This window comes from Acinetobacter sp. NIPH 2699 (genome assembly GCF_022549355.1).
Classification (GTDB): Bacteria; Pseudomonadota; Gammaproteobacteria; order Pseudomonadales; family Moraxellaceae; genus Acinetobacter.
The window spans coordinates 16992-42176 of the sequence record NZ_JAKZGL010000007.1 but is presented as its reverse complement, the minus strand read 5'-3'; the positions used below and the strand labels follow the sequence as shown (position 1 = coordinate 42176).

Below are 25185 nucleotides of genomic sequence, written 5' to 3'. Positions count from 1 at the left end.
TCGTCTAGCTCATTCTTTATCGGTTATTTCTCATCGCGTAAATAATGGGAAAAGTTGTACCGCGACTTTATAAAATTTTCCTATTACAATTTCTACATAAAGGCTGCAACTTCATACATAATGCAGAACTTTGCGACACGAACTACACAAAACCAATGCTTTTCTTCATTCTTTTCATGATTGAAAACAGTAAGATGTCGTCATTACAGTAGAAATTTGATAGAAGGTTCACTTTATGAATTTCGTAAAAAAAATAGCTTATGCTGCAACGCTTAGTGCGATCACACTTGCTCCTGTTGTAACGACTCAGTTGTATGCCGCACCTGTCGCTGCATCGGCTCAGCAAGCAACCACAAGTTTGGTTCAGCAGTTATCAAGCCTACAACGGTTCACAGCAGATTTTGAACAAACCACTAAAGTGACCAATAATAAAGTCGTACAGAAAAAAGGATTGACGGCTCAACACATGAATCAAACCTTTAAAGGAGTGATGAAGGTTGAGCGTCCTGGAAAATTCTTCTGGGAAATTACCAGCCCATCTAAACAAACCATTGTGACGGCTGGAAAAACTGTTTGGATTCATGATCCCGATTTACAGCAAGCAATTCGTCAAAATTTAGATGATCAAGTTGCCAATACACCTGCCTTGTTATTGTCGGGTAATACCAATCAGATCATGCAGTCGTATCGAGTGACTCAGCCTGATCGCTCTAAGTTGTACTACACCTTATTCCCTAAACAAGAAGACAGTACCTTCCAAAGTTTAACCATTAGTTTTGGTGCAAATAAAGCGCCGAACTTGATGATATTGCAAGACTCATTGGGTCAAACCACGTACGTCCGTTTTAGTAATGTGAAAGTTAATCAAGCCATTCCTGCTTCGGTCTTTAATTTTGAGCCACCAAAAGGCACTGACATTATTGATCAGTGATCATTTGATTAACTCAGTATGAAGCCGCATTTGTTGCGGCTTTTTGCTAGATACATTTCTTAATGTCATCTTCTAGCAAGGCTTTGTATAGTGGAGAAAAACATCAGAGACTTGCATAGCGATGAATACAGCAAAATTATCAAAATTTGTACCCCTTATTCCCATCCTTACGGTTATCGCATTAGCAGGTTGTCAGCCTAAAACAGACCCGACCACGAAAGCAGAGACGTCAGAGAAGGGTGATATTCCATTGATTCAGGCCCAAGTGGTGGCAGTTCAGTTGCCTAAACAGCAGGTTTGTTTGGAAGATGGTTGTACCAATTATGATCTACAAACGGTAAAAACCAATCAGCAGTGGATTGATGATTATTTTGTCAATCGTATGAAAAAAGCAGAACCGAATGCTTTTGCTGATTTATCAGATCAGCCCGTAAAAGTCCCAGAAGGTGAGCCATCTTTAAGTGAAAGTAGTACCTATGTGCGGTTTGTGGGGCAGAATTATAATTTAGCGACCTTTGCCATTCATAGTTATGCTTATCCTGCTGGTGCAGCGCATGGGATGTATCATCAAGAGTTTGTAAATTTTGATTTATCCACGAAAAAACATATTAGTGTGAGTGAGTTGATCAAAGAGGGTGTAGAGCAAAAGTTGCGAGATGAACTCTATGCTGCCAATCAAAATTGGTTGGATGAGCACAATATTAAAAAAGATCAATTACAGGTGAGTGATAATTACTACTATGGTGTGAACGGTATTGTGTTTGTTTATCCTTTATATGAGTTGGCATCCTATGCGGAAGGGATGAGTGAGTTGAGCTTGCCATATTATGCTGCAAAGCAGTTTATCAAAGCTGAATACTTGCCGAGTTTGCCGAAAGAACCAAGTTAATCGCAATTTTCAAAACTTTGTTAGGATCATTGTTTCAGTATAAAGCGGTGTGATTGCCATCACGCCGCACTGTATTTTTTTAGGTTAAAGCCTTACACTATAGCCAGTTTTTTCTCTATTCATGATTGATTATGATCGACCCAAAATTACTTAGAAATAATATTGAAGTGGTCAATGCCGCTTTAGCAAAACGCGGTATTCAGCTCAATGTACAGGAATGGGCGGAGTTAGAAGTTCGCCGTAAAGATTTGCAATCCAAAGCTGAAAATTTGCAGGCAGAGCGTAATGCTGGCGCAAAGCAAGTGGGTCAAATCAAAAAGTCGGGTGGAGATGCTTCAGAAATTATGGCGCGTATGGGCGCTATTGGTGATGAAATCAAAGCGGCTGAAGTGGCTTTAGCTGAGTTACAAGCTGAGCTTGAACAAAAGTCGCTTGCGATTCCAAACTTGCCAGATGAATCTGTACCCGCAGGTAAAGATGAAAGTGACAATTTAGAAATTTTGAAGTGGGGCACACCGCGTCAATTTGATTTTGACATTAAAGATCATACTGATCTGGGTGAATGGATGGGTGGTCTTGAGTTTGAAACGGCAACCAAACTCACAGGTTCACGTTTCAGTGTACTTAAGGGACCATTAGCACGTTTACAACGCGCTCTAACTCAGTTCATGCTCGATACCCATACCCTTAAAAATGGTTATACCGAAGCTTATGTTCCGTATCTAGTCAATGCTGATACTTTGCGTGGCACAGGACAATTGCCTAAATTTGAAGAAGATTTATTTAAACTTCAAGGGGAAAAGGAATACTATTTAATTCCAACCGCAGAAGTGCCGATCACAAACTTTGTCCGTGATGAAATCATCGATGCGGATCGTTTGCCACTTAAATATACTGCACACACCCCTTGTTTCCGTAGCGAAGCAGGTTCTTATGGTCGTGATACCCGTGGTTTGATTCGTCAACATCAGTTCGACAAGGTCGAAATGGTGCAAATCGTGAAACCTGAGCACTCAATGCAGGCACTAGAAGATTTAACTGCACATGCAGAGGGCATTTTGCAGGCATTGGGCTTACCGTATCGCAAAATTTTGCTCTGCGGTGGTGACATGGGCTTTGGTGCAATCAAGACGTATGACTTAGAAGTGTGGGTACCAAGCCAAGAGACTTATCGTGAGATTTCAAGCTGTTCAAATATGGGCGATTTCCAAGCACGTCGTATGAAAGCACGCTACCGTGTGGATCAGAAGAAGATCGAATTGGTGCATACCTTGAATGGTTCAGGCTTGGCTGTAGGTCGTACTTTACTTGCTGTGATGGAAAACTATCAGCGTGCTGATGGTTCTATCGAAATTCCTGAAGTTTTACGTCCATATATGGGTGGTATTGCTTATATCGACTAAAATGCATCGAATTTGTGCATAGTTTTTGCTTTAACTCAATCAGATCTAAAAATATAGAGGCATCGCGTGGATATTTTCCCAATCTCTTTAAAGTTGCAACAGCAACGTTGTCTGATTGTGGGTGGTGGGCATATTGCCTACCGCAAAGCAAATTTGCTAGTGAAAGCTGGTGCAATTGTTGATGTGATTGCACCAGACATTGAACCTGAACTCCGCTCACTGTTAGAAAAGTCGTCAGGGCAATATATCCAAGCTACTTTTTCTGAAAATATTTTGACAACGCCATATCGCTTAGTCATCGCTGCAACAGATCATCCTGAAGTCAATAAAACTGTATTTGAGCAATGTGAACAGCGTAATATTTTAGTCAATAGTGTGGATGATATTCCGCATTGTCGCTTTATGGTGCCTGCGATTATTGATCGTTCTCCTTTGGTGATTTCAGTTGCTTCAAATGGTGCATCACCTGTTTTATCTAGACAGTTGCGCACTCAGATTGAAACGATTGTGCCGCATGGCATGGGCAAGCTTGCAGAATTTTCAGGAAAATGGCGTAAGCAAGTTAAAGCTAAAATTACGAATCCAGATGAACGCCGTATCTTTTGGGAAAATTTGTACGCTAGCCCATTAAAAGAGCAAGTCTTTAATGACAACTTGGATGTGGCAAATGATCTGATTGAGCAAGCATTATCAGAATGGACTGCACCGAAAGGTGAGGTTTATTTGGTGGGTGCTGGACCGGGTGACCCTGAACTACTGACATTAAAAGCATTACGTCTGATGCAACAAGCAGATGTGGTGATTTATGATCGTTTGGTTTCAGCACCCATTATGGAACTATGCCGCCGTGATGCCACGAAGATTTACGTGGGCAAAGCACGTTCCAATCACTCTGTTCCACAAGATGGTATTAATGCTTTACTGGTTGAATATGCACAGCAAGGGAAACGTGTTTGTCGCTTGAAAGGTGGTGATCCCTTTATTTTTGGTCGTGGTGGTGAAGAAATTCAAGAGCTGGTTGAAGCAAATGTGACCTTCCAAGTAGTACCCGGGATTACTGCTGCTTCAGGCTGTTCTGCTTATGCGGGTATTCCACTGACCCATCGTGATTATGCGCAAAGTGTACGTTTCCTCACTGGGCATTTAAAAGAAGGTTCACCTGAGCTGCCTTGGCATGAACTGGTGTATGAAAACCAAACCTTGGTGTTGTATATGGGCTTGGTTGGTTTAGAGCGTATTTGTGAACAACTCATTGCGCACGGTCAACGTCCAAGCATGCCCGTTGCTTTGATCTCAAAAGGTACAACACCTGAGCAAAAGGTGGTGGTGGGAACATTGGCGGATATTGCCACCAAAGTCTCCGAACATCATATCGTAGCACCGACTTTAACCATTATTGGTGAAGTGGTGAGTTTACGTGAACAGTTACAATGGCAATCCCTCCCGACCTCCCTGTAAAAAAAAGAGGTGAGGAGCATTTATAGCTCCTCAAGGGAGATTTTAAAGTAGAGAAAATTTGTGATTCATGTCGTCCTATACGAGCCAGAGATTCCAGCGAATACTGGCAATATCATCCGTTTATGTGCCAATACGGGTGCTCAGCTACATTTGGTTAAACCATTAGGTTTTGAACTGGATGATAAAAAGCTTAAGCGTGCAGGATTGGACTATCACGAATGGGCGAGAATGCAAATCTGGGACAATATTGAATCATGTCTGGCTGATTTAAAAGCCAAAGGTGTCGAGCATGTCTTTCCTCTGACCACCAAAGGGGCAGCAACACCGCATACGGTTGATTTAAATCGACCAGTGGCATTGTTAATGGGACCTGAAACACGGGGCTTACCTGAACAGGTACGCCTTATGTTTCCACCAGAGCAGTGGATACGTTTGCCTATGGCTGAAAACTCAAGAAGTTTGAATTTATCTAATGCCACGGCTGTGATTGTTTACGAAGCGTGGAGACAGCAGGGCTTCAAAGAGCTGATCTGATTTTAGAAAAGTCCTTAAATATCACCATGAGATTGTGGATAGATATGAACCTCACTGAACTATTCTGTTGCTGCTTGTACTGCGTCATAACGTTGTTGGGCATAAATAATTTGTTCAATATTACTCTCTGCCCAATCTTTCAATTGATATGCCATTTCAGCGACTTCTAAGCCTAAAGCAGTCAATGAGTATTCGACTCGAATTGGCGAGGTGTTTTGTACTTGTCGTGCAATAAAACCATCTCGTTCCAGCATTTTTAATTTTTGTGAAAGTACTTTGGGGGAGATGCCTTCAATGTTCTTTTTGAGTAAATTAAAGTGTTGGGCTTCTTGCGAAAGCACATTGATGATCAGTAATACCCATTTATCTGCAATTTTTTCAAAAAATAATCGGGCAGGGCAATGTTGTTGATAAACATTGTATTTTAAGCCTTTTATCATCGTTACAACCCTCAATTTTCCTCTTTGATGTCCTTAGTTACCAAAAGGTAACTAATTGACACCTAGTTTCTAAAATATATCATTAAATGGAACTTTTTAGAACTCTAGGTTATCTCATGACAAAAATTGCAGTTGTTTATTACTCAGGCTATGGTCATACCAAAGTGATTGCAGAAACTTTTGCTCAAGCAATTGATGCTACTCGAATTGAAATTGATCAAAAAGGGGATATTACAGAACAAGATTGGCAGACATTAGATCAAGCCGATGCAATTGTCTTTGGTGTGCCGACTTATATGGCTTCGACACCTTGGCAGTTTAAGAAATTTGCGGATGATTCTTCTAAACGTTGGTTTACACGAGCTTGGCAAGATAAGATTTTTGGCGGATTTACCAACAGTGGAAGCCTGAATGGTGATAAGCAAATGACGTTGATTCAGTTACAGGCATTGGCATTCCAGCATGGTGGTCTTTGGGTCAGCTTGGGTATTTTACCTTCCAATACCAAAGCGGCGACACATAATGATATCAATTATATGGGAAGTTTTGGTGGGGCAATGGTACAGAGTCCTGCTGATGCGTCAGCAGATGAAATTCCACAAGGTGATTTAGACACGGTCAAAGCTTATGCAATACGTATTCAAAGTATTAGCAATAAGTTTGTGGGCTGATTTGCTATTCTTGGATAAAACAAAAGGCGCATCAGGCGCCTTTTGTCTATTTCACATACTTATCACAAATGATTATTCGTGTTCATTATGTTGTGGCGCGTTATATTTAAAGCCCTTGGTTTTATAACCGAGGTATAGCACACCAAACATTGCCCACCATAAACCATATTTCAATGCTGTCTCTTCAATCTCAAGCCATAAAGCAAAGATACTGATAAAACCACATAATGGAATCACCACATAGTTGATGATTTCTTTCAGTGTCTTGGTGCGACCATCTCGAAGTGCATAACGTGAGATCACCGATAGGTTGACAAAGGTAAATGCGGTTAAAGCACCAAAGCTAATCATTGAAATGACAATATCTAGATCCATGAAGCCCGCAGTCAATGCGACAGCACCAACAATTAAGATATTGTAAGATGGTGTAAAGCTTTTTGGGCTGATATGACCAAAGATTTTCTTATTGATAATGCCATCACGACCCATGACATACATGAGACGTGAAACGCCTGCATGTGCTGAAATACCCGATGCCATCACGGTGATGATTGCAAAGGCTAATACATAGGCTTGGAATAATGAGCCACCAACCAACATTAAGATTTCTGGTTGTGTTTCAGCAATATCTTTAAAATAACTACTTGGGTTATTTGGGAAATAAAGCTGAATAAAATATGTACTGATAATGAAGATCACGCCAGCAAGTAGGGCGGTTAAGAAAATCGCTTTAGGTAAGGTTTTCTCGGTATCTTTGGTTTCTTCAGCAAGAGAACTTAATGAGTCAAATCCTGTAAATGAGAAACAGAGTAGGGTTGCACCAGTAATTAATGCACCGACTGAAGTGAGCTCATTCCAGAAAGGTTCCAAACTCCACAGTTGATAGCGCGTTTCAGCCGTGATAGGACCATCCGCATTCATTCCCATTTGTAATTTGTTGTATACCAAATAGCTAAATGTGCCGATAACGATCAACTGAACCAATACAATCCAACTGTTAAAGTTTGCAACGAAACGCGCACCACGTAAGTTAACGCCAGTCATAAATGCAGTCAGTACAACCACCCATACCCAATGATTTACATCTGGGAAAAGTGCGGTGAGGTAAATCACCGCAAGGATGATATTGACCATGGGCGAGAGTAGATAGTCTAACCACGAAGACCAGCCGACCATAAACCCGATGTTGGGATGAATCGATTTTTGAGCATAGGTATACGCTGAACCAGACGATGGATAACGTCTGATCATATGTCCATAGCTAAGCGACGTCAGCAAAATGGCAACCAATGCGAAGATATATGAGGTTGGGACGTGGTGATTACTTGCTTCCGACACCAGACCGAAAGTATCAAATAACGTCATTGGTTGAATATATGCCAAACCAATAATGATGACGTGCCACAGACCTAATGTTTTTTGCAGTTTAGCTGCTGATTGAGTCCCAGAGATGTTTGTCAACGGCGTTACCCTCGTTATCGTTGATCAAGGATCAGCTATGGTTTAAGGATCATTTGAGACGAAAATGATCCCCCCTACAGAAAAAAAAGCGAAGTGCGCCAATCTATCCTAAATTGGCATAAATTGTCAGCCCTTTTATGCTTTTTTAGCAATTTTTTTGCCAATTGGGGAGAAAAGTAGATGAATTATGGGTTCACAAAATACAAAAGCCCTGAGTAGCATTTCTTGTCGAGCCTAGTTGAGTGTGCTTGGGCTATATACAAGGAATGATTATCAGGGCTCTAAGGAGTAATTATTTATTTAACTAAATGAATTACCAAGCTTTTTGTAAAATAGAACGAAGATCTTTCAAACTTGTTTCTTTCGGATTAAAAATGATTGAGCCATCATTTAAGGCTTTTTCAGCGACTTCATCTAACTGTGCTTCGGTAATTTTAGCCGTTTCACTTAAGGTGCGTGGAAGCTTGGTTAAGCTAAATAAACGATCACGCATGGTCAAAAGTGTTGCAATTGTTTTATCAGCGCGCAAGTTGGCAGGTGTTTGTGCATAAATATCTGCACCTGCAAGTGGCAGTAATAATTCGCCAATTTTGTGCCCATTGATTTCTTTGTTGTATTCAAGCACGTATGGCAAAAACAGGTTCATACAAAGACCATGAGGCAGATGAGCAACAGCACCTAAAGCATGACCCAGTGAATGGACTAAGCCAACCATTGAGTTAGAGAAGGCAATACCTGCCATGGTTGAGGCCTGCGCCAATTCTAAACGGCCTTGTGCATCGTTTGGATTGTCTAAAACTTTAAACAGGTTTTCACTGACTTTTTTAACTGCTGCACTGGCATAAGCATCACTGATCGGATTTGCTGCTAAACAGGTATAGGCTTCAACTGCATGGGTCATGGCATCCATTGCGGTCATTGCGGTTAAATGCGGCGGTAAAGTCATGGTCATACGTGGATCAAGAATCGCAGCATGAGGCATTAAATAGTAAGAGGTAAATGGAATTTTGACATTTCTTTCAATATCAGACACCACTGCAACCATGGTGACTTCTGAACCTGTACCCGATGTGGTTGGAATCACGAAAAATGGTTTTAATGGCTTTGGCAGGTTATGCGCGCCTGAATATTGTAATAGATCATCACCCCCCTCAGAAACGAGGATATTCGTCGCCTTTGAAGTATCAATCACTGAGCCACCGCCAATCGCAATAATCGCATCACAGTTTTGGTTGCGATAAAGTTCAGCAGCTAAACGGACCACTTCCAAGCTTGAATCAGGTGGAACATCATCAAAGATCGCACCAATCACTGCATCTGTAGTGCTGAAAGCCGCTTCAATCGGACTCAGTAGACCATTGGCACGTACGCCTTTATCGGTAATGATCATTGGGCGTTTTGCACCTAAGGTCGCAAGTTCAAAAGGGATGTGCTCTAACGCAGCGTTACCAGCAATTACTTTTACAGGACAGAAAAATTCGTAATAAGGCTTAGCCATGTTATGCGCTCCGTTTAAGATATGATTTTGCGACTTTGATATAAATATTTTTTGCACCCGTGAATTTTTCTTTTAAGGTCAATTCCATTGGATAGCGTTTTACTGCAAGCGAAGCAACTAATTTTGGCAGGATCAGGGCTTCCATTTTATTGAGGCAACGTACTAGACGAATTGCAAAAGAAACGTCGCCATTGACAAGCATGCGGTCATTGGCAAATGCCTGTGCTGTACTTTCCTGAAAAGAAAACACGAGGAAAGCATGGGTTAAATGTTTAAACGTAATGGTTAAGTTTGGTTGACCTTTAAAGTTTGATAAAAGTTCCAGTTGTTTCCCTTCAATTACTCGTGCAACAAATGCAGGCCCATTGGGAAATACATTCATTGAAAGTATAAAACCAACAGGAAACTTAGAAACTTCCTCGCGTACTTCATCGTCCACTTGACTTGCCATGACTAAACCACGACCGACAACGTCCATCATGAGTTTTACGTAGGCAAGTTGCAAAGTGGGCTTCACTGCTTTGGTTGAAATCACTTGCGTATCCCTTGTTAAAATTATGCAAAAGCTAATTTAGAGTATTTACTCTAATTTATTTTTTTGAAATTGAAAAGTAGTTTATTCAGATTTGACTGCGAGGTCACGAAAGAAACCTGTATTCTGTAAATAACAAATAAAATCCTGACTGACTTGCTCAAAGCTTGGATAATCCTTAAGCAAGTCTTGTAAGCGTACCATTTCTAAACCCGCGTATCCACAAGGATTAATGGTTTGGAAACCAGTGAGGTTACAATCAATATTGAGTGATAAACCATGATAACTACGACCACGGCGAATTTTAAAACCAAGTGAACCAATTTTACGTTCATCGACGTAGACGCCAGGGGCATCGGACTTGGCATAAGCATGAATTTGGTATTGTTGAAGGATATCGATCATGGCTTGTTCAGTAAAACTCACTAAGCTGCGCACATTCCATTTCAACCGATTTAAGTCAAATAGGAAATAAGCCACGAGCTGTCCTTGACCATGCCATGTGATTTGCCCACCACGATCAGTCTGAACAATCGGCAGATCACTTTGCATTAGAATATGTTCGGCTTTACCCGCTTGGCCCTGAGTCAGTACATCTTGGTGTTGTAATAACCAGACTTCATCTGGAGTATTTTCATCCCGAGTCTCGGTAAAGCTTTTCATGGCTTCAAAGCGATCTGTGTAGTCTTGTAGATCATTGAAGCAACGAATGATTAATGCGGGCTTATCAAAGTCCATTACAGCACTTTTCCTTTGATTCATGCAGTTTTATCTCAAGATTCATTATCTAATTATTTAGATGAGATAAACAGGGATCTTTCAAAAAATCAGGTAAAAACATTTGATTATTGTGGTTGTTTTAACTAAAAAGAAAAAATCCAAAACACTTCCGTATTTTGGATTTCTTCATTAAAGCGCTGTCTTAATTAACGGACAGGCTGCAAGATCTGCGTATAAGGCATGAACTTGTTCCAATTCTTCAAAGCGTAATTGCGCTGTTAAAGAATGGTATTTGCCAGTACGTGATGGCTGAACTTTGACTGAGTCACCATCAAATTCAGGGAAGTGCTTCTGCAAAATATCAACAACAGCCACTCGAAGTTCATCCCCTGCATTACCAATCAATTTGATCGGATAGTCCATCGGGAAAACCCAAAGATGTTCTTGCAATTCACGAGAAGGAGTGCGGTCTAACATGAGCAACCTCTTTAATTTGAAACGCCTGCATCAGCGCAGGCGTTTTTGATCTAATAGATAAATGGGGATGAAGTGTCTAACTTCAAGGCTTGAGTAGCAGCCAAACGGTGTTTTGCTCTTACTCAAGATTTCCCAAAGATTAGTCGTTTTCCAAGAATGAACGTAAGTGTTCTGAGCGAGACGGGTGGCGAAGTTTACGTAAAGCTTTCGCTTCAATTTGACGAATACGCTCACGTGTTACATCAAACTGTTTACCCACTTCTTCTAAAGTATGATCGGTTGGCATATCGATACCAAAACGCATTTTCAATACTTTCGCTTCACGTTCAGTTAAGTTTTCAAGGACTTCACGCGTCGCTTCTTTTAAGCCTTCTGAGGTCGCAGCATCCACTGGAGAAGTGATGTTTGAGTCCTCAATGAAGTCACCAAGATGCGAATCTTCATCATCACCGATCGGTGTTTCCATCGAAATCGGTTCTTTTGCGATCTTGAGTACTTTACGAACTTTAACTTCGTCCATTTCCAAACGTTCGCCGAGTTCTTCAGGCGTAGGTTCACGACCCATTTCCTGAAGAAGTTGACGAGAAACACGATTGATCTTGTTGATGGTTTCAATCATGTGAACTGGAATACGAATGGTACGTGCTTGATCCGCAATCGAACGTGTGATCGCCTGACGAATCCACCAAGTTGCATAGGTCGAGAATTTATAACCGCGACGATATTCAAACTTGTCAACGGCTTTCATTAGACCGATGTTACCTTCTTGAATCAGATCGAGGAATTGCAAGCCACGGTTGGTGTATTTTTTCGCAATCGAAATCACCAAACGTAAGTTTGCTTCAACCATTTCTTTTTTAGCACGGCGAGCTTTCGCTTCACCAACAGCCATACGTTTAGAAATATCTTTGATATCTTTAACGCTTAACTCAAGTTCTTTTTCAATATCAGCAATCTTTTGTTGGAAAGCCAATACATCCGGACGAACTTTTTCTAAGTGTCCTTTGATCTCAGCAGGTGCCTTCGCGATTTGCTCATCTAACCATGCTGGATTAGATTCTTGCTCAGGGAACGAAGTACGGAACTGGTGACGATCCATACGACCACGACGTACTGCATAACGCATGATTTCACGTTCGTTGGTACGGATTTGATCATGTGTACCACGAATCATTTCAGAAATGATGTCGAATAGACGCGGCGTAAATTTGAACATCATAAAGACAGTCGCTAATGACTCAAGTGCAACTTTTGCTTCTTCGCTATTGCGACCATGCTCGGCAATAACCGTCTTTGTTTCGTTCCAAGCTCTTTCTAATTCAGTGAAACGAGCTTTAGCAATTTCAGGATCTGGACCTGAGTCTGCTTCAGAATCATCATCGCTTTCTGATTCTTCTTCGTCATCATCGTCTAGTTTAACGTCTTTAGTTGTTTTTACAGAATCAGCTTCTTCTACAAGCTCAGCTTCTTCAATGACTTCAGGAATTTCTTCGTCAGATTCAGGATCTAAATAACCAGACAGAATATCGGCAAGACGACGTTCACCCGTTACATAATCATTATATTCTTGTAATACCACTTCGACTGCATTTGGCCAGTATGCGATAGAGTGTAAAACATCACGGATACCTTCTTCGATCCGTTTTGCAATACTAATCTCGCCTTCACGGGTCAGAAGTTCAACTGTCCCCATTTCACGCATATACATACGTACAGGGTCAGTGGTACGACCTGGTTCGCTTTCAACCGATGCTAATACGGCAGCAGCTTCTTCTTCAGCAACTTCATCCGTTGTTTCGGTAGATTCACCAAACATGGTGTCATCAGTTTCAGGCGCACGTTCATGCACAGGAATACCGACATCTTGAAGCATTTGAATAATGTCTTCAATCTGCTCACTTTCCGTAATTGAGTCTGGGAGATGATCGTTAACCTCAGCGTAAGTTAAGTAACCTTGTTCTTTGCCTCGGCTAATCAGAGCCGCTACTTGTGAAGTAGGGGAATGCATATCGCTCATCTTTGCTTACTCTTTGTTGAATCTGTGGCGGTGAAAAACCGTGCATGATAGCACAATTCACTAGGAATGTTTTGGATTTGATCCGTTTGCTTTAAATAAAAAATATGTTTGATTTTAAGGTCGTGTGTTGAATATGGGGTTAAGCAATAATTTTTCAAGACTTAAATTCCTAAAAGCGTTTTTTATTGGTCATGTCCTTAGACTATAAATACACAAAAAAACTGCCGAAAAAAAGTACAAAACACCATTTTATAGCGAAAAAATCAAATAAAACTTGACAGGGAAATCTAAGAAAGATAAATAGCGGCTAGACCCATTTATATTTTTGCATTACGAGGTAGTGTTAGTGTCTTCTACAGATTTTGAATTAGATGATGATAACTACGGTGAGGACGATGCTGGTTTTGATGAGTCGTCAAGTAAACTCACCGCTAAAGAATCATTAGAAAAGCGCCGTTTAATTGATGATCTACTGGCTCAGCGCCGTTTAGAACGAGAATTAAAAGATTTTGACTATGATTTCGACGACGATGACCTCGATGACGAAGACTAAGCAAAATTGCTGAGACTTTATGTCCTAAAATGTTATGCTGTTGAAGATGTATTTTTAGAATTGGATAGAGAATGAGCACGTTAGATTTAGACTTATTGAGTAATTATCTTGACGGTGATCAAAACGAATACGGTCTAGATTTCGCTGCGACTCATGGCTTTTTGTGTGCGATTGCAGTCGGCCCAAAATTTGATCGTTGGTTGGATGAGCTATTTGATAGCAATCAAAAGAAAGTTCCGAATGAAGTGATTGAGCAAATCAAACTTTGGTTAGAGGCTCTTCGCCAAAATTTAGCCAATGAAGATGGAATCGAATTTCCATTTGAAATCGAAGAAGCAGATGTAGAATCGAGCTTGGGTGATTGGAGCGTTGGTTTTGTTGATGCGATGTTCTTAAATGAAGATGCTTGGTTTGTACCTGAGTTTGAAGAACAGTTAATTGACTTAACTTTACCGATTATGGTGTTTAGTGGCATTGATGAAGAAGATCCACAAATGGAATCTTTCCGCCGTAATGGTCAGTTGATGGACGAATTAGCTGAAGAAATCCCAGATAATTTGAATGAAATTTACCTGATGTATCATACGCCAGCGTGATGAGACATCTTGTGCCGCTACAATCGTGGCTCATGTATCTCTAGCAAGTTACATATTAAAACGTCCCTCGAGGACGTTTTTTATACCTATTTTTTATGAATAAAATTAAAAAGAGTGTGATGACTGAGCTTGCTTGTCCATTTCGGACACTACAAATTTGCAAAGAATAAGCTTAGGCCTAAAGCACTGAGCACAATGCCAATTATGCGATTGATGGTCATTTGTTTGGCGAAAATTTTATTTCTAATCGTTGGTGTAGAACAAAAAAAAGTAATTAAACAGAACCAGAATAGATGGCTTGTTGAGATAAAAACACCATAAGCTAAAAGTTTGTTTATCTTGTTCTCTGATGTCATTATCTGTGAGAAGACACTCATCACAAATAATGTGGTTTTGGGATTTAAACTATTGGTTAAAAAACCGTGTTTGAATGCTTGCCTGTTTGTGATATCTGAGCTGTTTTCATTCAAAATAATTGGAGGTTGCGTAAATGTCTTGTAGCCCATATAAATTAAATAAGCTGCGCCAATATATTGAATAATATAAATTAAGCTTGGAAGTTGCTGTTGCAGAAACTTTAAACCGATCAAACTGTAACTGATATGCACCCAAACGCCAGCAGCAATTCCATAGGCTGTCCAGAGCCCTAATTTTCGACCATAGAGATAACTATTTCGAGTGACTAAGGCAAAGTCTGCACCGGGACTCATGACCGCCAGTATTGTAACGATTGTTACTGCGATTATTTCATTCACTCATCTATTCCTGAAAATATTGGTTTTAAGTATCTTTATATTTTTCATATATTTGTTATATTTAAAATCGAAATTAATTCTTGTTGATACATGAGTTTTTGGAATGATAGAAAGATTGTCTTTGAATTCACTTAAGTTTTTTTATTATGTGGCGCGTTATGAAAGTATGACCATTGCTGCAGAAAAGTTATTTGTGACTCAAGGAGCGGTCAGTAAGCAGCTTAAGAATCTAGAAGACTCGTTGGGGTTTAGCTTGTTTGTTCGTGAGGCTAGAAAGTTACGCTTAACACGCGAAGGCGAAGTCTTATTTGATTGCTGTCAGCAAGTTTTTCAGCACATTGATCAGTGTTTGGTACAGTTGCAAGATAAAACCAAAGCACAAAATAATTTAGTTCTTTCGTGTGAGCCAACTCTTGCAATGAAGTGGTTAATTCCACGGTTGGTACAATTTAAACAGCTCTACCCTGACTTGGAGGTCAACTTGTTAACGGGAGGTGGGGTGGTAAACTTTAAGGAACAAAATATAGATTTAGCGCTAAGGCGTAATGATTTTGATTGGGGTGAAACAGTCTATAGTGAAAAAATAGCCGATGAAAATATGCTTTGTGTGGCCTCAAAGAATAATCTGCAACCTGCAACACAGGTATTTATTTCAGCATCAAGAGCAAAGCTATGGCAACAATTTAAAGAGATTCACAAAGGGCGATTTAAGGAGTTAAACAAATCTTCCCTTGAGCATTTTTATTTATGTATTGAAGCCTGTTTGGCTGGGTTAGGGGCGACTGTCGTGTCCGCATATATGGTTGAAAGAGAAATGAAATATCAAATGCTGGAGCTGCTTAGTCCAGTGTATCAGGATGGCTCATCGTATTTCTTATTATCGGCTCAGCCGTTTGAGGATGATTTGCGTAAATTATTGTTTCGGGATTGGTTAAGAGCAGAGATGCAAGCGAGCCAGTTCTGGTTTAAATCAACCCAAACAACGTGATTATGCAAGATAGATCAAAAGCCTTGATCTGTTAGTAGATATATCAGCGCCTAAATATGCTTAAAATAAACGTTTAATCAGTCATTGAACGTTTGCTTAGATACCAAGCATGTTCATAGGCTGTGAGTTTACCTTTTAGGTTTTCTGTATTCGATGCTAATAATTTAATATCGTAATTTGCTCCATAGTGTTGAATTAACTCGTATTCAGGAACAAAAAAGGGTGGTCCTGCAAATAAGCTTTGATCGTATTCTAGGCTGATGAGTAATTGTGGTGCTTGGTGGCTAATGTTAAGTAGATGCTGGGTATATTGTGTGCGCATTTTTTCGGGTAATGCAATGAGTGCTGCTCGATCATAAACTGCATCAATCTTACCGATTTGCTCTGTTGTTAACTCAAAGAAATCTCCGACAAACAGTTCAATTTGAGCATGCTGATAATGAGTTAAATGATCTATTTGGGCTTCTTGAAAAGTAAGCCCTAGGTCTAAAATCAAATCTTGAATCGCAATTGGACTCAGATCAATTCCGATCACATGATAGCCTTGCTCGATCAGCCAGCTTATATCTAGACTTTTGCCGCAAAGTGGAACAAAAACTCGTGCATTTTTAGTTAGATTTAGGCTTGCCAAATATTCTGTTAGTAATGTGTGAGGCTGGTTTTGATGAAAACCGATGCTATTGGTTTGCCATTTGTTATGCCAAAAATCATGTTGCATTTTTGAAACCTCAATATTTATTTAGAATCTATCTTGTTTGATGAATAACGTTTCTTTGCGAATCGCCAGAAAATATAAAGGAGAACAATGGTCAAAATAATATAACCAACACGTTGTATGATCATGCTCATCAATGCTTGATTTTCACTAAAATAATAACCTAGACAGGCAAGAAAACTTGTCCAGATCACTGTTCCAGCAGCGCTGTAAGTCATAAATTTGTTAAAAGGCATTTTGCTGATACCAGCAGGAATACTAATGAGGGAGCGGACTGCAGGAATCATTCGACCGAAAAAAACAACCCGATGCCCGTATTTTTCAAACCAAGTTAAGGATTTTTCTAAGTCGGTTGTGTTTATTCTTAAATATTTCCCATAACGCTCTATAATATGGAATAAGTGTTGCTGTGGGATTTTTCGACCAATCCAATACAGCAGCATTGCGGCCAAAAGTGAGCCTATACTGCCTGCGATAATCACACCGATCAGTCTAAGGTCACCTTTTGAAGCAGTATAACCTGCGGAAGGCATAATAATTTCGGATGGAATCGGTGGAAAAACATTATCGAGAAACATAAGAAATGCGATGCCTAGATAACCTAGTTTCTCCATAATAGATAAGATCCAATCTTCTAGTCCCATAGTGCCTTGAATGTTGTTTATGAATTTAAAGCAGAATAATGGCCATTAGCTGAATGCTCAATGAGGTATTGGTTAACAGGTTTTATTTAGCAAAAAGCCTTAGTTGAACTAAGGCTTTTAAAATTTCGCTCTATACGAGACGCTTACAAGCGTTTGCGTTTTGCTGCGGTAATTTGTGATTGACGCATACGGAAGCCGGCTTTTTGCTTGTCCGTTGTTTTATCAATACAGTAAATACAAGAAACACCATGTTCATAGCTTGGTAACTCTGATTCGGCTTGGGTGAGCGGCCAGCCACAAGCATGACATTTGATATTTTCGCCTTCTTCAACACCGTGAGTCACTGCGGTACGGCCATCAAAGACAAAGCATTCACCTTCCCATAGGCTTTCTTCAGCAGGCGTTTCTTCGAGGTATTTTAAAATACCACCTTTAAGATGATAAACCTCGTTAAAACCTTCTTGTAAGAGTAGGGAGGTTGATTTTTCACAGCGAATACCACCTGTACAGAACATCGCAATTTTTTTGTCTTTATGTTGCTCAAGATTCTGTTTTACGTAATCTGGAAACTCACGGAAGCTTTCAGTTTTTGGGTCAATTGCATTCTTGAATGTCCCAGCTTTATATTCATAATCATTACGTGTATCAATTAAAATCACATCATCACGCGCAATCAGTTCATTCCACTCTTTGGGATCAAGGTAGTGACCCACTAAATCGCGTGGTTTAACTTCTACACCTAGAGTCACAATTTCTTTTTTTAGTTTAATTTTCATCTTACGGAATGGCTTATCAGAGCTATGAGACTCTTTGTATTCCATTGCGGTAAAACCTTCATCAAGTAAAAAACGATAAATTGTGTCAATTGCCGCACGATCACCAGCAACTGTACCATTAATTCCTTCTGACGCTACAATCAGAGTTCCACACAAATTGATACGATTCACTAAGTCTAAAAGACGTTGTTGCAGGTCGGCTGCATCTGAAACTTCTTTAAATTGATATAGTGCTGCAACAACCCAATTTGTGGTCGCTTGCTGTTCTACAGGTGCAAGCTGTTCTACAGTAGCGTTCATGGATAACTCCAAATGTATTAAGATAGGAAAATTAAGGCGCACATTTTAGCGCGAAATCTGAAAATAAGCGAGAAAACCATAAAATTGATATGGTTTTATAGGAGTTGGTTTTGAGTAGTGATCGTCGAATTCCATCATTGACCCCATGTGCAGGGCGTTGTTCAACGGTATTTGGTGATCTGGTTTGTCGTGGCTGTCGCCGTTTTAATCATGAAGTCATTCAATGGAATACTTATAGCCCAGAACAAAGACTGGCGGTGTGGCGGCGCTTAGATGCGCAGCTAGACCAAATCTTGGTGCCTTTGTTGCCAAATGCAAATCTTCAGCATGTTGAGGGTTTTATCCATAGTCGGCATATCCGCATACTGGACAGTGCGAGCACTGGCCGTAAACTTTATCATGCACTTAAGCTTTGTGAAAAAAATAAACAGCTTGCTCATGATAGTGGTTTAGGTGTGGTTGATCAGCAAGTGAAACCGATCTGGGAAGAGTTTGAACGTCGTGTATTGGCTTTGGCGAAGGCGAGTTATGAACTGGCATGGTTACGTGCAGATGGTATTAGTTATAACTTAATGCGTTTATTAGATGATGAAGATTAATACCTTGATGCTTTATGAATTTAAAAAGCTGCCATTTGGCAGCTTTTTAAACAAACATTAATTTTAGTTTTAAAATTAACGGTTGATATCGCGTCTAGTTTCACCAGTATAAAGCTGACGAGGGCGACCGATTTTGTATGGCGCAGAATGCATTTCTAACCAGTGGCTGATCCAGCCTACAGTACGTGCAAGTGCAAAGATTACTGTAAACATGCTGGTTGGGATACCAATTGCTTTAAGGATGATACCTGAGTAGAAATCTACGTTTGGATATAAATTACGCTTGATGAAGTATTCATCAGACAATGCAATTTTCTCAAGTTCCATTGCAAGCGCAAGTTGCGGATCATCAATACCTAAAGCTTCAAGCACTTCGTCACATGTTTCTTTCATGACTTTTGCACGTGGATCGAAGTTTTTGTAAACACGGTGACCGAAGCCCATGAGTTTAACTTCTTTACGCTTTACTTTTTCCATGAATTCAGCAACGTTTTCTACGCTACCAATTTCATCTAGCATTTTAAGTACAGCTTCGTTTGCACCGCCGTGAGCAGGTCCCCACAGTGCAGAAATCCCAGAAGAGATACATGCATATGGGTTTGCACCTGTTGAACCAGCAAGACGTACAGTCGATGTAGACGCATTTTGCTCATGGTCAGCATGAAGCGTAAAAATACGATCCATTGCTTTCGCAAGTACAGGATTTACTTTGTAATCACGGTCAGCAGGTGTTGCAAACATCATATGCAAGAAGTTTTCTGCATAATCTAGATCATTACGTGGGTAAATGAATGGTTGACCGACTGTGTACTTGTAGCTCCAAGCGGCAAGTGTTGGGATTTTTGCAATTAAACGAATTGCTGTAATTTCGCGATGGTTAACATCTTCAATATCGAAAGCGTTGTGATAGAACGCTGATAAAGCACCAACAACACCAACCATGATCGCCATAGGGTGAGCGTCACGACGGAAACCATTAAAGAAACGGCTAACTTGATCGTGAACCATGGTGTGATTGCGCACTTTAGCGTCAAATTCTGCTTTTTGTTCAGCAGTTGGAAGCTCACCATTTAACAATAAGTAGCAAGTTTCTAAGTAGTCTGCTTGAGTCGCTAATTGATCAATTGGATAGCCACGGTGTAATAACACACCTTTGTCACCATCAATGAATGTGATCTTAGATTCGCAAGCAGCTGTCGCCATAAAACCAGGATCGAAAGTAAAGTGACCAGATGCCAATACATCTTTAACGTCAATTACATCTGGGCCCAATGTGCCGCTGTAAATTGGTAATTCAATTTCTTTGCCATCAAGCTGTAATACGGCTTTTTTGCCAGTTGCTGCAGACATTCAATAGATCTCCTGTCCTGGTGAATGATTATCTGACTCGAAATCCTAATCTTGTCATGTGCGAATCAGACGGTGTCAAAATTTGCTATAAGATTAGTGGCTACTAAAATTTTGTCAATTATACTTAGGGATAAAAAATGACGTTGCTATAGTCAATGAGTCATTCAGTATCAAAGGAAAAACTGAGTAAAATCACAGCACCGGTCGAGTATAATATGTCAAATCATGTTTCAGGTGCATAAAAAAAATGAAGCATCAGTACAATTGTAAGTAAATTTTTATTTCGGTGATATTTTGGTGCTTATAAAATAAGGACTTAGAAGTGTTCGAAACGCTATATATCTCAAGGTTTAGAATTGAATAGTGATTCAAAAATTGATTAAAAAGTGTATTTGTTGTGGAATAATTGATTCATTGTGGTGCGCTTGATTGTATAAAAAAACCGCATTTCTTTTTTAATGAGAACGTGATGAATAGATTATTGATTATTCATATTTAATATATAAATGGGGGGTATCATTTTCGACAATATTTATAACTGAATGATTTGCACTGGATTTACGCTAAAAAAGTGTATTTTTTATGAAAAAAATAAGAAAAAATCAATGAAAGTGAAAAATATTTATAAATAATCTCTCCTTATTTTTATCCTTTAAAAACATGTGGATATCTTGTTTCTATTTGGTGTTTCACCGTTGTTATTGCTGTTCTATTCATGAATGATTCTTATTTAATGTGTTTTTAGACTAAAGAGAAATCTGATTGTTTGTATTTTGATATTTCACGTCTTATAATTCGGTGTCGTTATATATAGGTTAGGCATGTGCTGTTCTTGCCTGACAATGCCAGCTTTCCTTTGAATTAATTCAAACAAACTCCAGTTGGAGTTTCTACCTACAGGATGCCCGCTGTGAAAAGCAACAGACCTGTCAATTTGTCCATGGGTCAAGTGTTAGCGGTAAATTTACGCTCACCCGTGGCTATTGCATCAATTCTACACCGTCTATCAGGTGTAATCGTTTTCTTACTCGTCGCAGTTCTTTTGTGGATTTTGGATAAATCTTTATCTTCACCAGAAGGATTTGATTACGTTAAAAATGTCGTTTTCGGAAATATCTGTGTACGTTTTATCGTATGGGTATTTGTAGCCGGCTTAATTTTCCACTTTATCGCAGGCATCAAGCATTTGCTTGCTGACGTCGGTTTTGCTGAAGAATTACAAAGTGGTCGTATTGCAGCTACAGTTTCATTGATCTTGTCTGCGATTGGTATTGTCGCAGCCTTCGTATGGATTATGTTCTGATGAAAAGTGCTACAGGTTTAACAGGTTCAGGTTCTCGCGATTGGTACATCCAGCGTGTTAGTGCTGTGGTGTTGGCTGCTTACACTGTTGTTCTGTTTGGTTGGATCCTTTGCAATAGCGGATTCGGTTATGAACAGTGGGCGGGCTTTATGTTGACTTTGCCAATGAAGATTTTTTCTTTATTAGCAGTGTTATCACTCGTTGCACACGCTTGGATTGGTATGTGGCAAGTCTTTACTGATTATGTAACGACTCGTCAAATGGGTCCTTCAGCTTCAGGTTTACGCCTTGTACTCACTTCTGCTGTGATTATTTCAGTATTCGTGTACGCAATCTGGGGTATCCAGATTTTCTGGGCAAATTGATAGGAAGAGATCATGGCAACTACCCCTAAAGAAAATTATTCAAACATCCAAACCTTATCATTTGACGCTGTAATCGTTGGTGGTGGTGGTTCTGGTATGCGTGCTGCTTACCAACTTGCTCAAGCTGGTCTAAAAGTTGCTGTATTAACCAAAGTATTCCCAACACGTTCGCATACGGTTGCCGCTCAAGGTGGTATTGGTGCGTCGTTAGGTAATATGCAGGAAGATAACTGGCATTATCACTTTTATGACACGGTTAAAGGTTCTGACTGGTTAGGTGATCAGGACGCAATCGAGTTTATGACCCGTGAAGCACCAAAAGTTGTTTATGAGCTTGAACACTTAGGTATGCCTTTTGACCGTAACGAAGATGGTACGATCTATCAGCGTCCATTTGGTGGTCACTCTGCAAACTACGGTGAAAAAGCTGTGCCACGTGCTTGTGCTGCTGCTGACCGTACGGGACATGCATTGCTTCATACCTTGTATCAAAGCAACGTAAAAATGGGTACTCAGTTCTTTGTTGAATGGATTGCACTTGATTTGATCCGCAATGAAGCAGGTGATGTACTTGGTGTGACAGCAATTGACCAAGAAACGGGTAATATCGCTGTATTCCAAGCAAAAGCGACTTTATTTGCGACAGGTGGTGCAGGTCGTGTGTATCGTGCATCAACCAATGCCTATATCAACACCGGTGATGGTCTTGGTATGGCAGCTCGTGCGGGTATTCCATTACAAGATATGGAATTCTGGCAGTTCCACCCAACAGGTGTTGCGGGCGCAGGCGTATTGTTGACCGAAGGTTGTCGTGGTGAAGGTGGTATCCTTCGTAACAAAGACGGCGAACCTTTCATGGAGCGTTATGCACCAACTTTAAAAGACTTGGCGCCACGTGACTTCGTATCACGCTCAATGGACCAAGAAATTAAAGAAGGTCGTGGTTGTGGTCCTAAAGCGGATTATATCTTATTAGATATGACTCACTTGGGTGCTGAAACGATTATGAAACGTCTTCCATCTGTATTTGAGATTGGTAAGAAATTCGCAAACGTTGACTGTACTAAAGAGCCAATTCCTGTTGTACCAACGATCCATTATCAAATGGGTGGTATTCCAACCAATATTCATGGTCAGGTTGTTGTGCCGCATGGTGTGGAAGAGGGTGAATTCTCTGCACATTATGACAAGGATTCTAAAGAGTATACCTATAAAGGTACACGCGATTATGTAAAACCTGTTAAAGGTTTCTATGCAATTGGCGAATGTTCTTGTGTATCTGTACATGGTGCAAACCGTTTAGGTACCAACTCATTGCTTGACCTTGTGGTATTTGGTAAAGCAGCGGGTGAACATATCATTGATTATGTGACTAAACATCATGGCGATGATTATGCTCCGCTTCCAACAGATGTATTGGTCAATACATTGGAACGTATACGTAAACTGGATGATTCAGCAACAGGTGAAAATGCACAAGAAGTTGCTGATGTGATCCGTGACATTGTACAAGATCATGCTGGTGTATTCCGTACTCAAGCCTTGCTTGACAAAGGTGTGAAAGAAATTCTTGCGATTGAATCACGTGTCCGCAATATTCATTTAAAAGACAAATCTAAAGTATTTAACACAGCGCGTGTTGAAGCATTAGAAGTTGAAAATTTATATGAAGTTGCGAAGGCGACTTTGATTTCTGCTGCTGCACGTAAAGAGTGTCGTGGTGCGCATACCGTTGTTGACTATGAGTTGGCACCTGATCACCCGACTTATTCTTATGGTCGCCGTGATGATGAGTGGATGAAGCATACTTTATGGTATTCAGCAGACAACCGTCTTGAGTACAAGCCAGTACGTTTCACGCCATTAACGGTTGAAGCAATTGAACCTAAACCACGTACATTCTAATCGGGAGAACAAAGATGAGTAGAGGCACTCGTACATTCGAAATCTACCGCTATGATCCTGATAAGGATAAAGCGCCGTACATGCAAACGTATAAACTTGAGTTAACTGACAAGCATCGTATGTTGCTTGATGCGTTACTTGCGTTGAAAGTGCAGGATGAGACATTAACGTTCCGCCGTTCATGCCGTGAAGGTATTTGTGGTTCGGATGGTGTGAACATCAATGGTAAAAATGGTTTGGCTTGTTTGTGGAACTTGAACGACTTACCAGAGAAGATTGTGATTCGTCCTTTACCTGGTTTGCCAGTTGTAAAAGACTTGGTTGTAGATATGAACCAGTTCTATGATCAATATAACAAGATTCATCCATTCTTGATTAACAATCAGCCAGCACCAGCGAAAGAGCGTTTACAGTCTCAAGCAGAACGTGAACACTTAGATGGTCTATATGAATGTATTCTTTGTGCATGTTGTTCAACAGCATGCCCATCATTCTGGTGGAACCCTGATAAATTCCTTGGGCCATCTGCATTGTTAAATGCTTATCGTTTTATCATCGACTCTCGTGATACAGCAACACAAGAACGTTTGGCTCGTTTAGACGATCCATTTAGCTTGTTCCGTTGTAAGGGAATCATGAACTGTGTGTCAGTATGTCCTAAAGGGTTAAACCCGACGAAGGCAATTGGTCACATTCGTAATATGTTGTTAGATCAAGCTGGTTAATACCGGTTTCTAACTCAAAAAATGGAAGTTTCGAAAGAGACTTCCGTTTTTTATTGATTGACGCTTTACTTTTAAAATTGCTGGTAAATAAGTCACTGAGTGTGCTAATTATAGATATAAGTCATATTGTTAAGTATAATAATAAAAATAGATATATGGCGCAGTGGTTTATTTTTAAACACTGTGCATGATGTTTGTGCAAGTTTTGTAGAGAATCTTAAACTTTGGTCGATAAAAGCGCAACTTTTATAAAAAGGGCGGTATATTAGAGCATAATTTGAAGTATGTATTTCGCTGCTTTATGGATGGTATGTGTCAAAAAAATCAATCCGAGCTTGATAACATGTTAGCATTTCTGCCACAGCTAAAAGCAAAAAATCAGTATATTCTTGGAGGTGTCTTGGGCTGATATCTCAGGGTTTTATTTTGGCTTTTTTTGGGTTTGGGGAAGTCATTTTAGAAAAGTTAAAGAATGATTTAATTTTTCTAAAATGATTTGCAAAAAATTGCTCGATTTCATCGAGTATAAGAATGAGTTATGTGCTTTGGATTGAAAGCGCATAGCTCATTTATTACATCA

At 40.0% G+C, this 25185-nt stretch carries 24 protein-coding genes and 2 pseudogenes; 14 read left to right on the top strand and 12 right to left on the bottom strand.

Features of this window, described 5'->3' with window-relative positions:
• The first annotated feature begins 235 nt into the window (after nt 1-235).
• The 5 genes and pseudogenes from lolA to MMP72_RS08805 all read left to right on the top strand — a co-directional run.
• Entirely contained in the window at nt 236-931 is a 696-nt protein-coding gene (gene lolA / locus MMP72_RS08825) for an outer membrane lipoprotein chaperone LolA (RefSeq protein WP_241316464.1), read from the top strand.
• Between the two features lie 121 nt (nt 932-1052).
• Nucleotides 1053-1820 carry an RsiV family protein gene (locus MMP72_RS08820; protein ID WP_277606357.1) on the top strand — a complete coding sequence of 256 codons (768 nt, stop codon included), beginning with the start codon at nt 1053-1055 and terminating at the stop codon, nt 1818-1820.
• 131 nt (nt 1821-1951) lie between these two features.
• On the top strand, nt 1952-3223 hold the full coding sequence (gene serS / locus MMP72_RS08815; protein WP_241316463.1) for a serine--tRNA ligase: 1272 nt from the start codon (nt 1952-1954) through the stop codon (nt 3221-3223).
• Between the two features lie 66 nt (nt 3224-3289).
• Nucleotides 3290-4681 (top strand): annotated as a pseudogene (gene cysG, locus MMP72_RS08810) (siroheme synthase CysG); the annotation flags it as partial.
• Between the two features lie 60 nt (nt 4682-4741).
• Nucleotides 4742-5215 (top strand): annotated as a pseudogene (locus tag MMP72_RS08805) (tRNA (cytidine(34)-2'-O)-methyltransferase); the annotation flags it as partial.
• A 59-nt stretch (nt 5216-5274) separates the two neighbouring features.
• Here MMP72_RS08805 and MMP72_RS08800 read toward each other — a convergent pair.
• Nucleotides 5275-5655, bottom strand: coding sequence for a helix-turn-helix domain-containing protein (locus MMP72_RS08800; RefSeq protein WP_241316457.1), 381 nt, complete (start codon nt 5653-5655; stop codon nt 5275-5277).
• 116 nt (nt 5656-5771) lie between these two features.
• Here MMP72_RS08800 and MMP72_RS08795 point away from each other — a divergent pair, with 116 nt between their 5' ends.
• Entirely contained in the window at nt 5772-6326 is a 555-nt protein-coding gene (locus MMP72_RS08795) for a flavodoxin family protein (RefSeq protein ID WP_241316455.1), read from the top strand.
• A gap of 72 nt (nt 6327-6398) precedes the next feature.
• Here the strand turns inward: MMP72_RS08795 and MMP72_RS08790 are convergent, their stop codons facing one another.
• From MMP72_RS08790 to rpoD, 6 genes are all read right to left on the bottom strand, one after another.
• Nucleotides 6399-7787, bottom strand: coding sequence for an APC family permease (locus tag MMP72_RS08790; RefSeq protein WP_241316453.1), 1389 nt, complete (start codon nt 7785-7787; stop codon nt 6399-6401).
• Between the two features lie 313 nt (nt 7788-8100).
• Nucleotides 8101-9285, bottom strand: coding sequence for an iron-containing alcohol dehydrogenase (locus tag MMP72_RS08785; RefSeq protein ID WP_241316451.1), 1185 nt, complete (start codon nt 9283-9285; stop codon nt 8101-8103).
• A gap of 1 nt (nt 9286) precedes the next feature.
• Nucleotides 9287-9766 carry a hypothetical protein gene (locus tag MMP72_RS08780; protein WP_277606359.1) on the bottom strand — a complete coding sequence of 160 codons (480 nt, stop codon included), beginning with the start codon at nt 9764-9766 and terminating at the stop codon, nt 9287-9289.
• Between the two features lie 135 nt (nt 9767-9901).
• The gene (gene lipB, locus MMP72_RS08775) at nt 9902-10555 is read right to left on the bottom strand and encodes a lipoyl(octanoyl) transferase LipB (protein ID WP_241316447.1); all 654 of its coding nucleotides are present in this window, start codon (nt 10553-10555) and stop codon (nt 9902-9904) included.
• 171 nt (nt 10556-10726) lie between these two features.
• On the bottom strand, nt 10727-11014 hold the full coding sequence (locus MMP72_RS08770; RefSeq protein WP_061523626.1) for a DUF493 domain-containing protein: 288 nt from the start codon (nt 11012-11014) through the stop codon (nt 10727-10729).
• Between the two features lie 139 nt (nt 11015-11153).
• Entirely contained in the window at nt 11154-13031 is a 1878-nt protein-coding gene (rpoD, locus tag MMP72_RS08765; RefSeq protein ID WP_241316444.1) for an RNA polymerase sigma factor RpoD, read from the bottom strand.
• Nucleotides 13032-13356: 325 nt separating this feature from the next.
• On the opposite strand from rpoD, the gene MMP72_RS08760 reads away from it, so the two are divergent.
• Entirely contained in the window at nt 13357-13584 is a 228-nt protein-coding gene (locus MMP72_RS08760; protein WP_277602761.1) for a hypothetical protein, read from the top strand.
• A 71-nt stretch (nt 13585-13655) separates the two neighbouring features.
• Entirely contained in the window at nt 13656-14180 is a 525-nt protein-coding gene (locus tag MMP72_RS08755; protein ID WP_241316442.1) for a YecA family protein, read from the top strand.
• Nucleotides 14181-14329: 149 nt separating this feature from the next.
• Here the strand turns inward: MMP72_RS08755 and MMP72_RS08750 are convergent, their stop codons facing one another.
• The gene (locus MMP72_RS08750) at nt 14330-14890 is read right to left on the bottom strand and encodes a LysE family translocator (protein ID WP_277606358.1); all 561 of its coding nucleotides are present in this window, start codon (nt 14888-14890) and stop codon (nt 14330-14332) included.
• A 148-nt stretch (nt 14891-15038) separates the two neighbouring features.
• Here MMP72_RS08750 and MMP72_RS08745 point away from each other — a divergent pair, with 148 nt between their 5' ends.
• Nucleotides 15039-15923: a LysR family transcriptional regulator gene (locus MMP72_RS08745; RefSeq protein WP_241316438.1), complete on the top strand. Its 885-nt coding sequence runs from the start codon at nt 15039-15041 to the stop codon at nt 15921-15923.
• Nucleotides 15924-15996: 73 nt separating this feature from the next.
• On the opposite strand, the gene tmpT is transcribed toward MMP72_RS08745, so the two are convergent.
• From tmpT to MMP72_RS08730, 3 genes are all read right to left on the bottom strand, one after another.
• Complete coding sequence (gene tmpT / locus MMP72_RS08740; protein WP_241316436.1) at nt 15997-16641, bottom strand: thiopurine S-methyltransferase; 645 nt, start codon at nt 16639-16641, stop codon at nt 15997-15999.
• 17 nt (nt 16642-16658) lie between these two features.
• A complete protein-coding gene (locus MMP72_RS08735) occupies nt 16659-17282 on the bottom strand; it encodes a DedA family protein (RefSeq protein WP_241316434.1) in 624 nt (207 codons plus the stop codon).
• A 143-nt stretch (nt 17283-17425) separates the two neighbouring features.
• Nucleotides 17426-18358 carry a rhodanese-related sulfurtransferase gene (locus MMP72_RS08730; RefSeq protein ID WP_241316432.1) on the bottom strand — a complete coding sequence of 311 codons (933 nt, stop codon included), beginning with the start codon at nt 18356-18358 and terminating at the stop codon, nt 17426-17428.
• Between the two features lie 110 nt (nt 18359-18468).
• Here MMP72_RS08730 and MMP72_RS08725 point away from each other — a divergent pair, with 110 nt between their 5' ends.
• Complete coding sequence (locus tag MMP72_RS08725) at nt 18469-18957, top strand: DUF1289 domain-containing protein (protein ID WP_241316430.1); 489 nt, start codon at nt 18469-18471, stop codon at nt 18955-18957.
• Between the two features lie 75 nt (nt 18958-19032).
• Here the strand turns inward: MMP72_RS08725 and gltA are convergent, their stop codons facing one another.
• The gene (gltA, locus tag MMP72_RS08720; RefSeq protein WP_241316426.1) at nt 19033-20307 is read right to left on the bottom strand and encodes a citrate synthase; all 1275 of its coding nucleotides are present in this window, start codon (nt 20305-20307) and stop codon (nt 19033-19035) included.
• 901 nt (nt 20308-21208) lie between these two features.
• Here gltA and sdhC point away from each other — a divergent pair.
• Genes sdhC through MMP72_RS08700 form a run of 4 tightly spaced genes read left to right on the top strand, consistent with a single transcriptional unit; the run spans nt 21209 to nt 24605 of the window.
• Nucleotides 21209-21610, top strand: coding sequence for a succinate dehydrogenase, cytochrome b556 subunit (gene sdhC / locus MMP72_RS08715; RefSeq protein WP_241316425.1), 402 nt, complete (start codon nt 21209-21211; stop codon nt 21608-21610).
• Complete coding sequence (gene sdhD / locus MMP72_RS08710) at nt 21610-21975, top strand: succinate dehydrogenase, hydrophobic membrane anchor protein (protein ID WP_004652198.1); 366 nt, start codon at nt 21610-21612, stop codon at nt 21973-21975. Before sdhC ends, sdhD begins: the two co-directional genes overlap by 1 nt.
• Before the next feature lie 12 nt (nt 21976-21987).
• The gene (gene sdhA, locus MMP72_RS08705; RefSeq protein ID WP_277606356.1) at nt 21988-23880 is read left to right on the top strand and encodes a succinate dehydrogenase flavoprotein subunit; all 1893 of its coding nucleotides are present in this window, start codon (nt 21988-21990) and stop codon (nt 23878-23880) included.
• A 14-nt stretch (nt 23881-23894) separates the two neighbouring features.
• Nucleotides 23895-24605: a succinate dehydrogenase iron-sulfur subunit gene (locus MMP72_RS08700; RefSeq protein ID WP_241316424.1), complete on the top strand. Its 711-nt coding sequence runs from the start codon at nt 23895-23897 to the stop codon at nt 24603-24605.
• Nucleotides 24606-25185 lie beyond the last annotated feature (580 nt).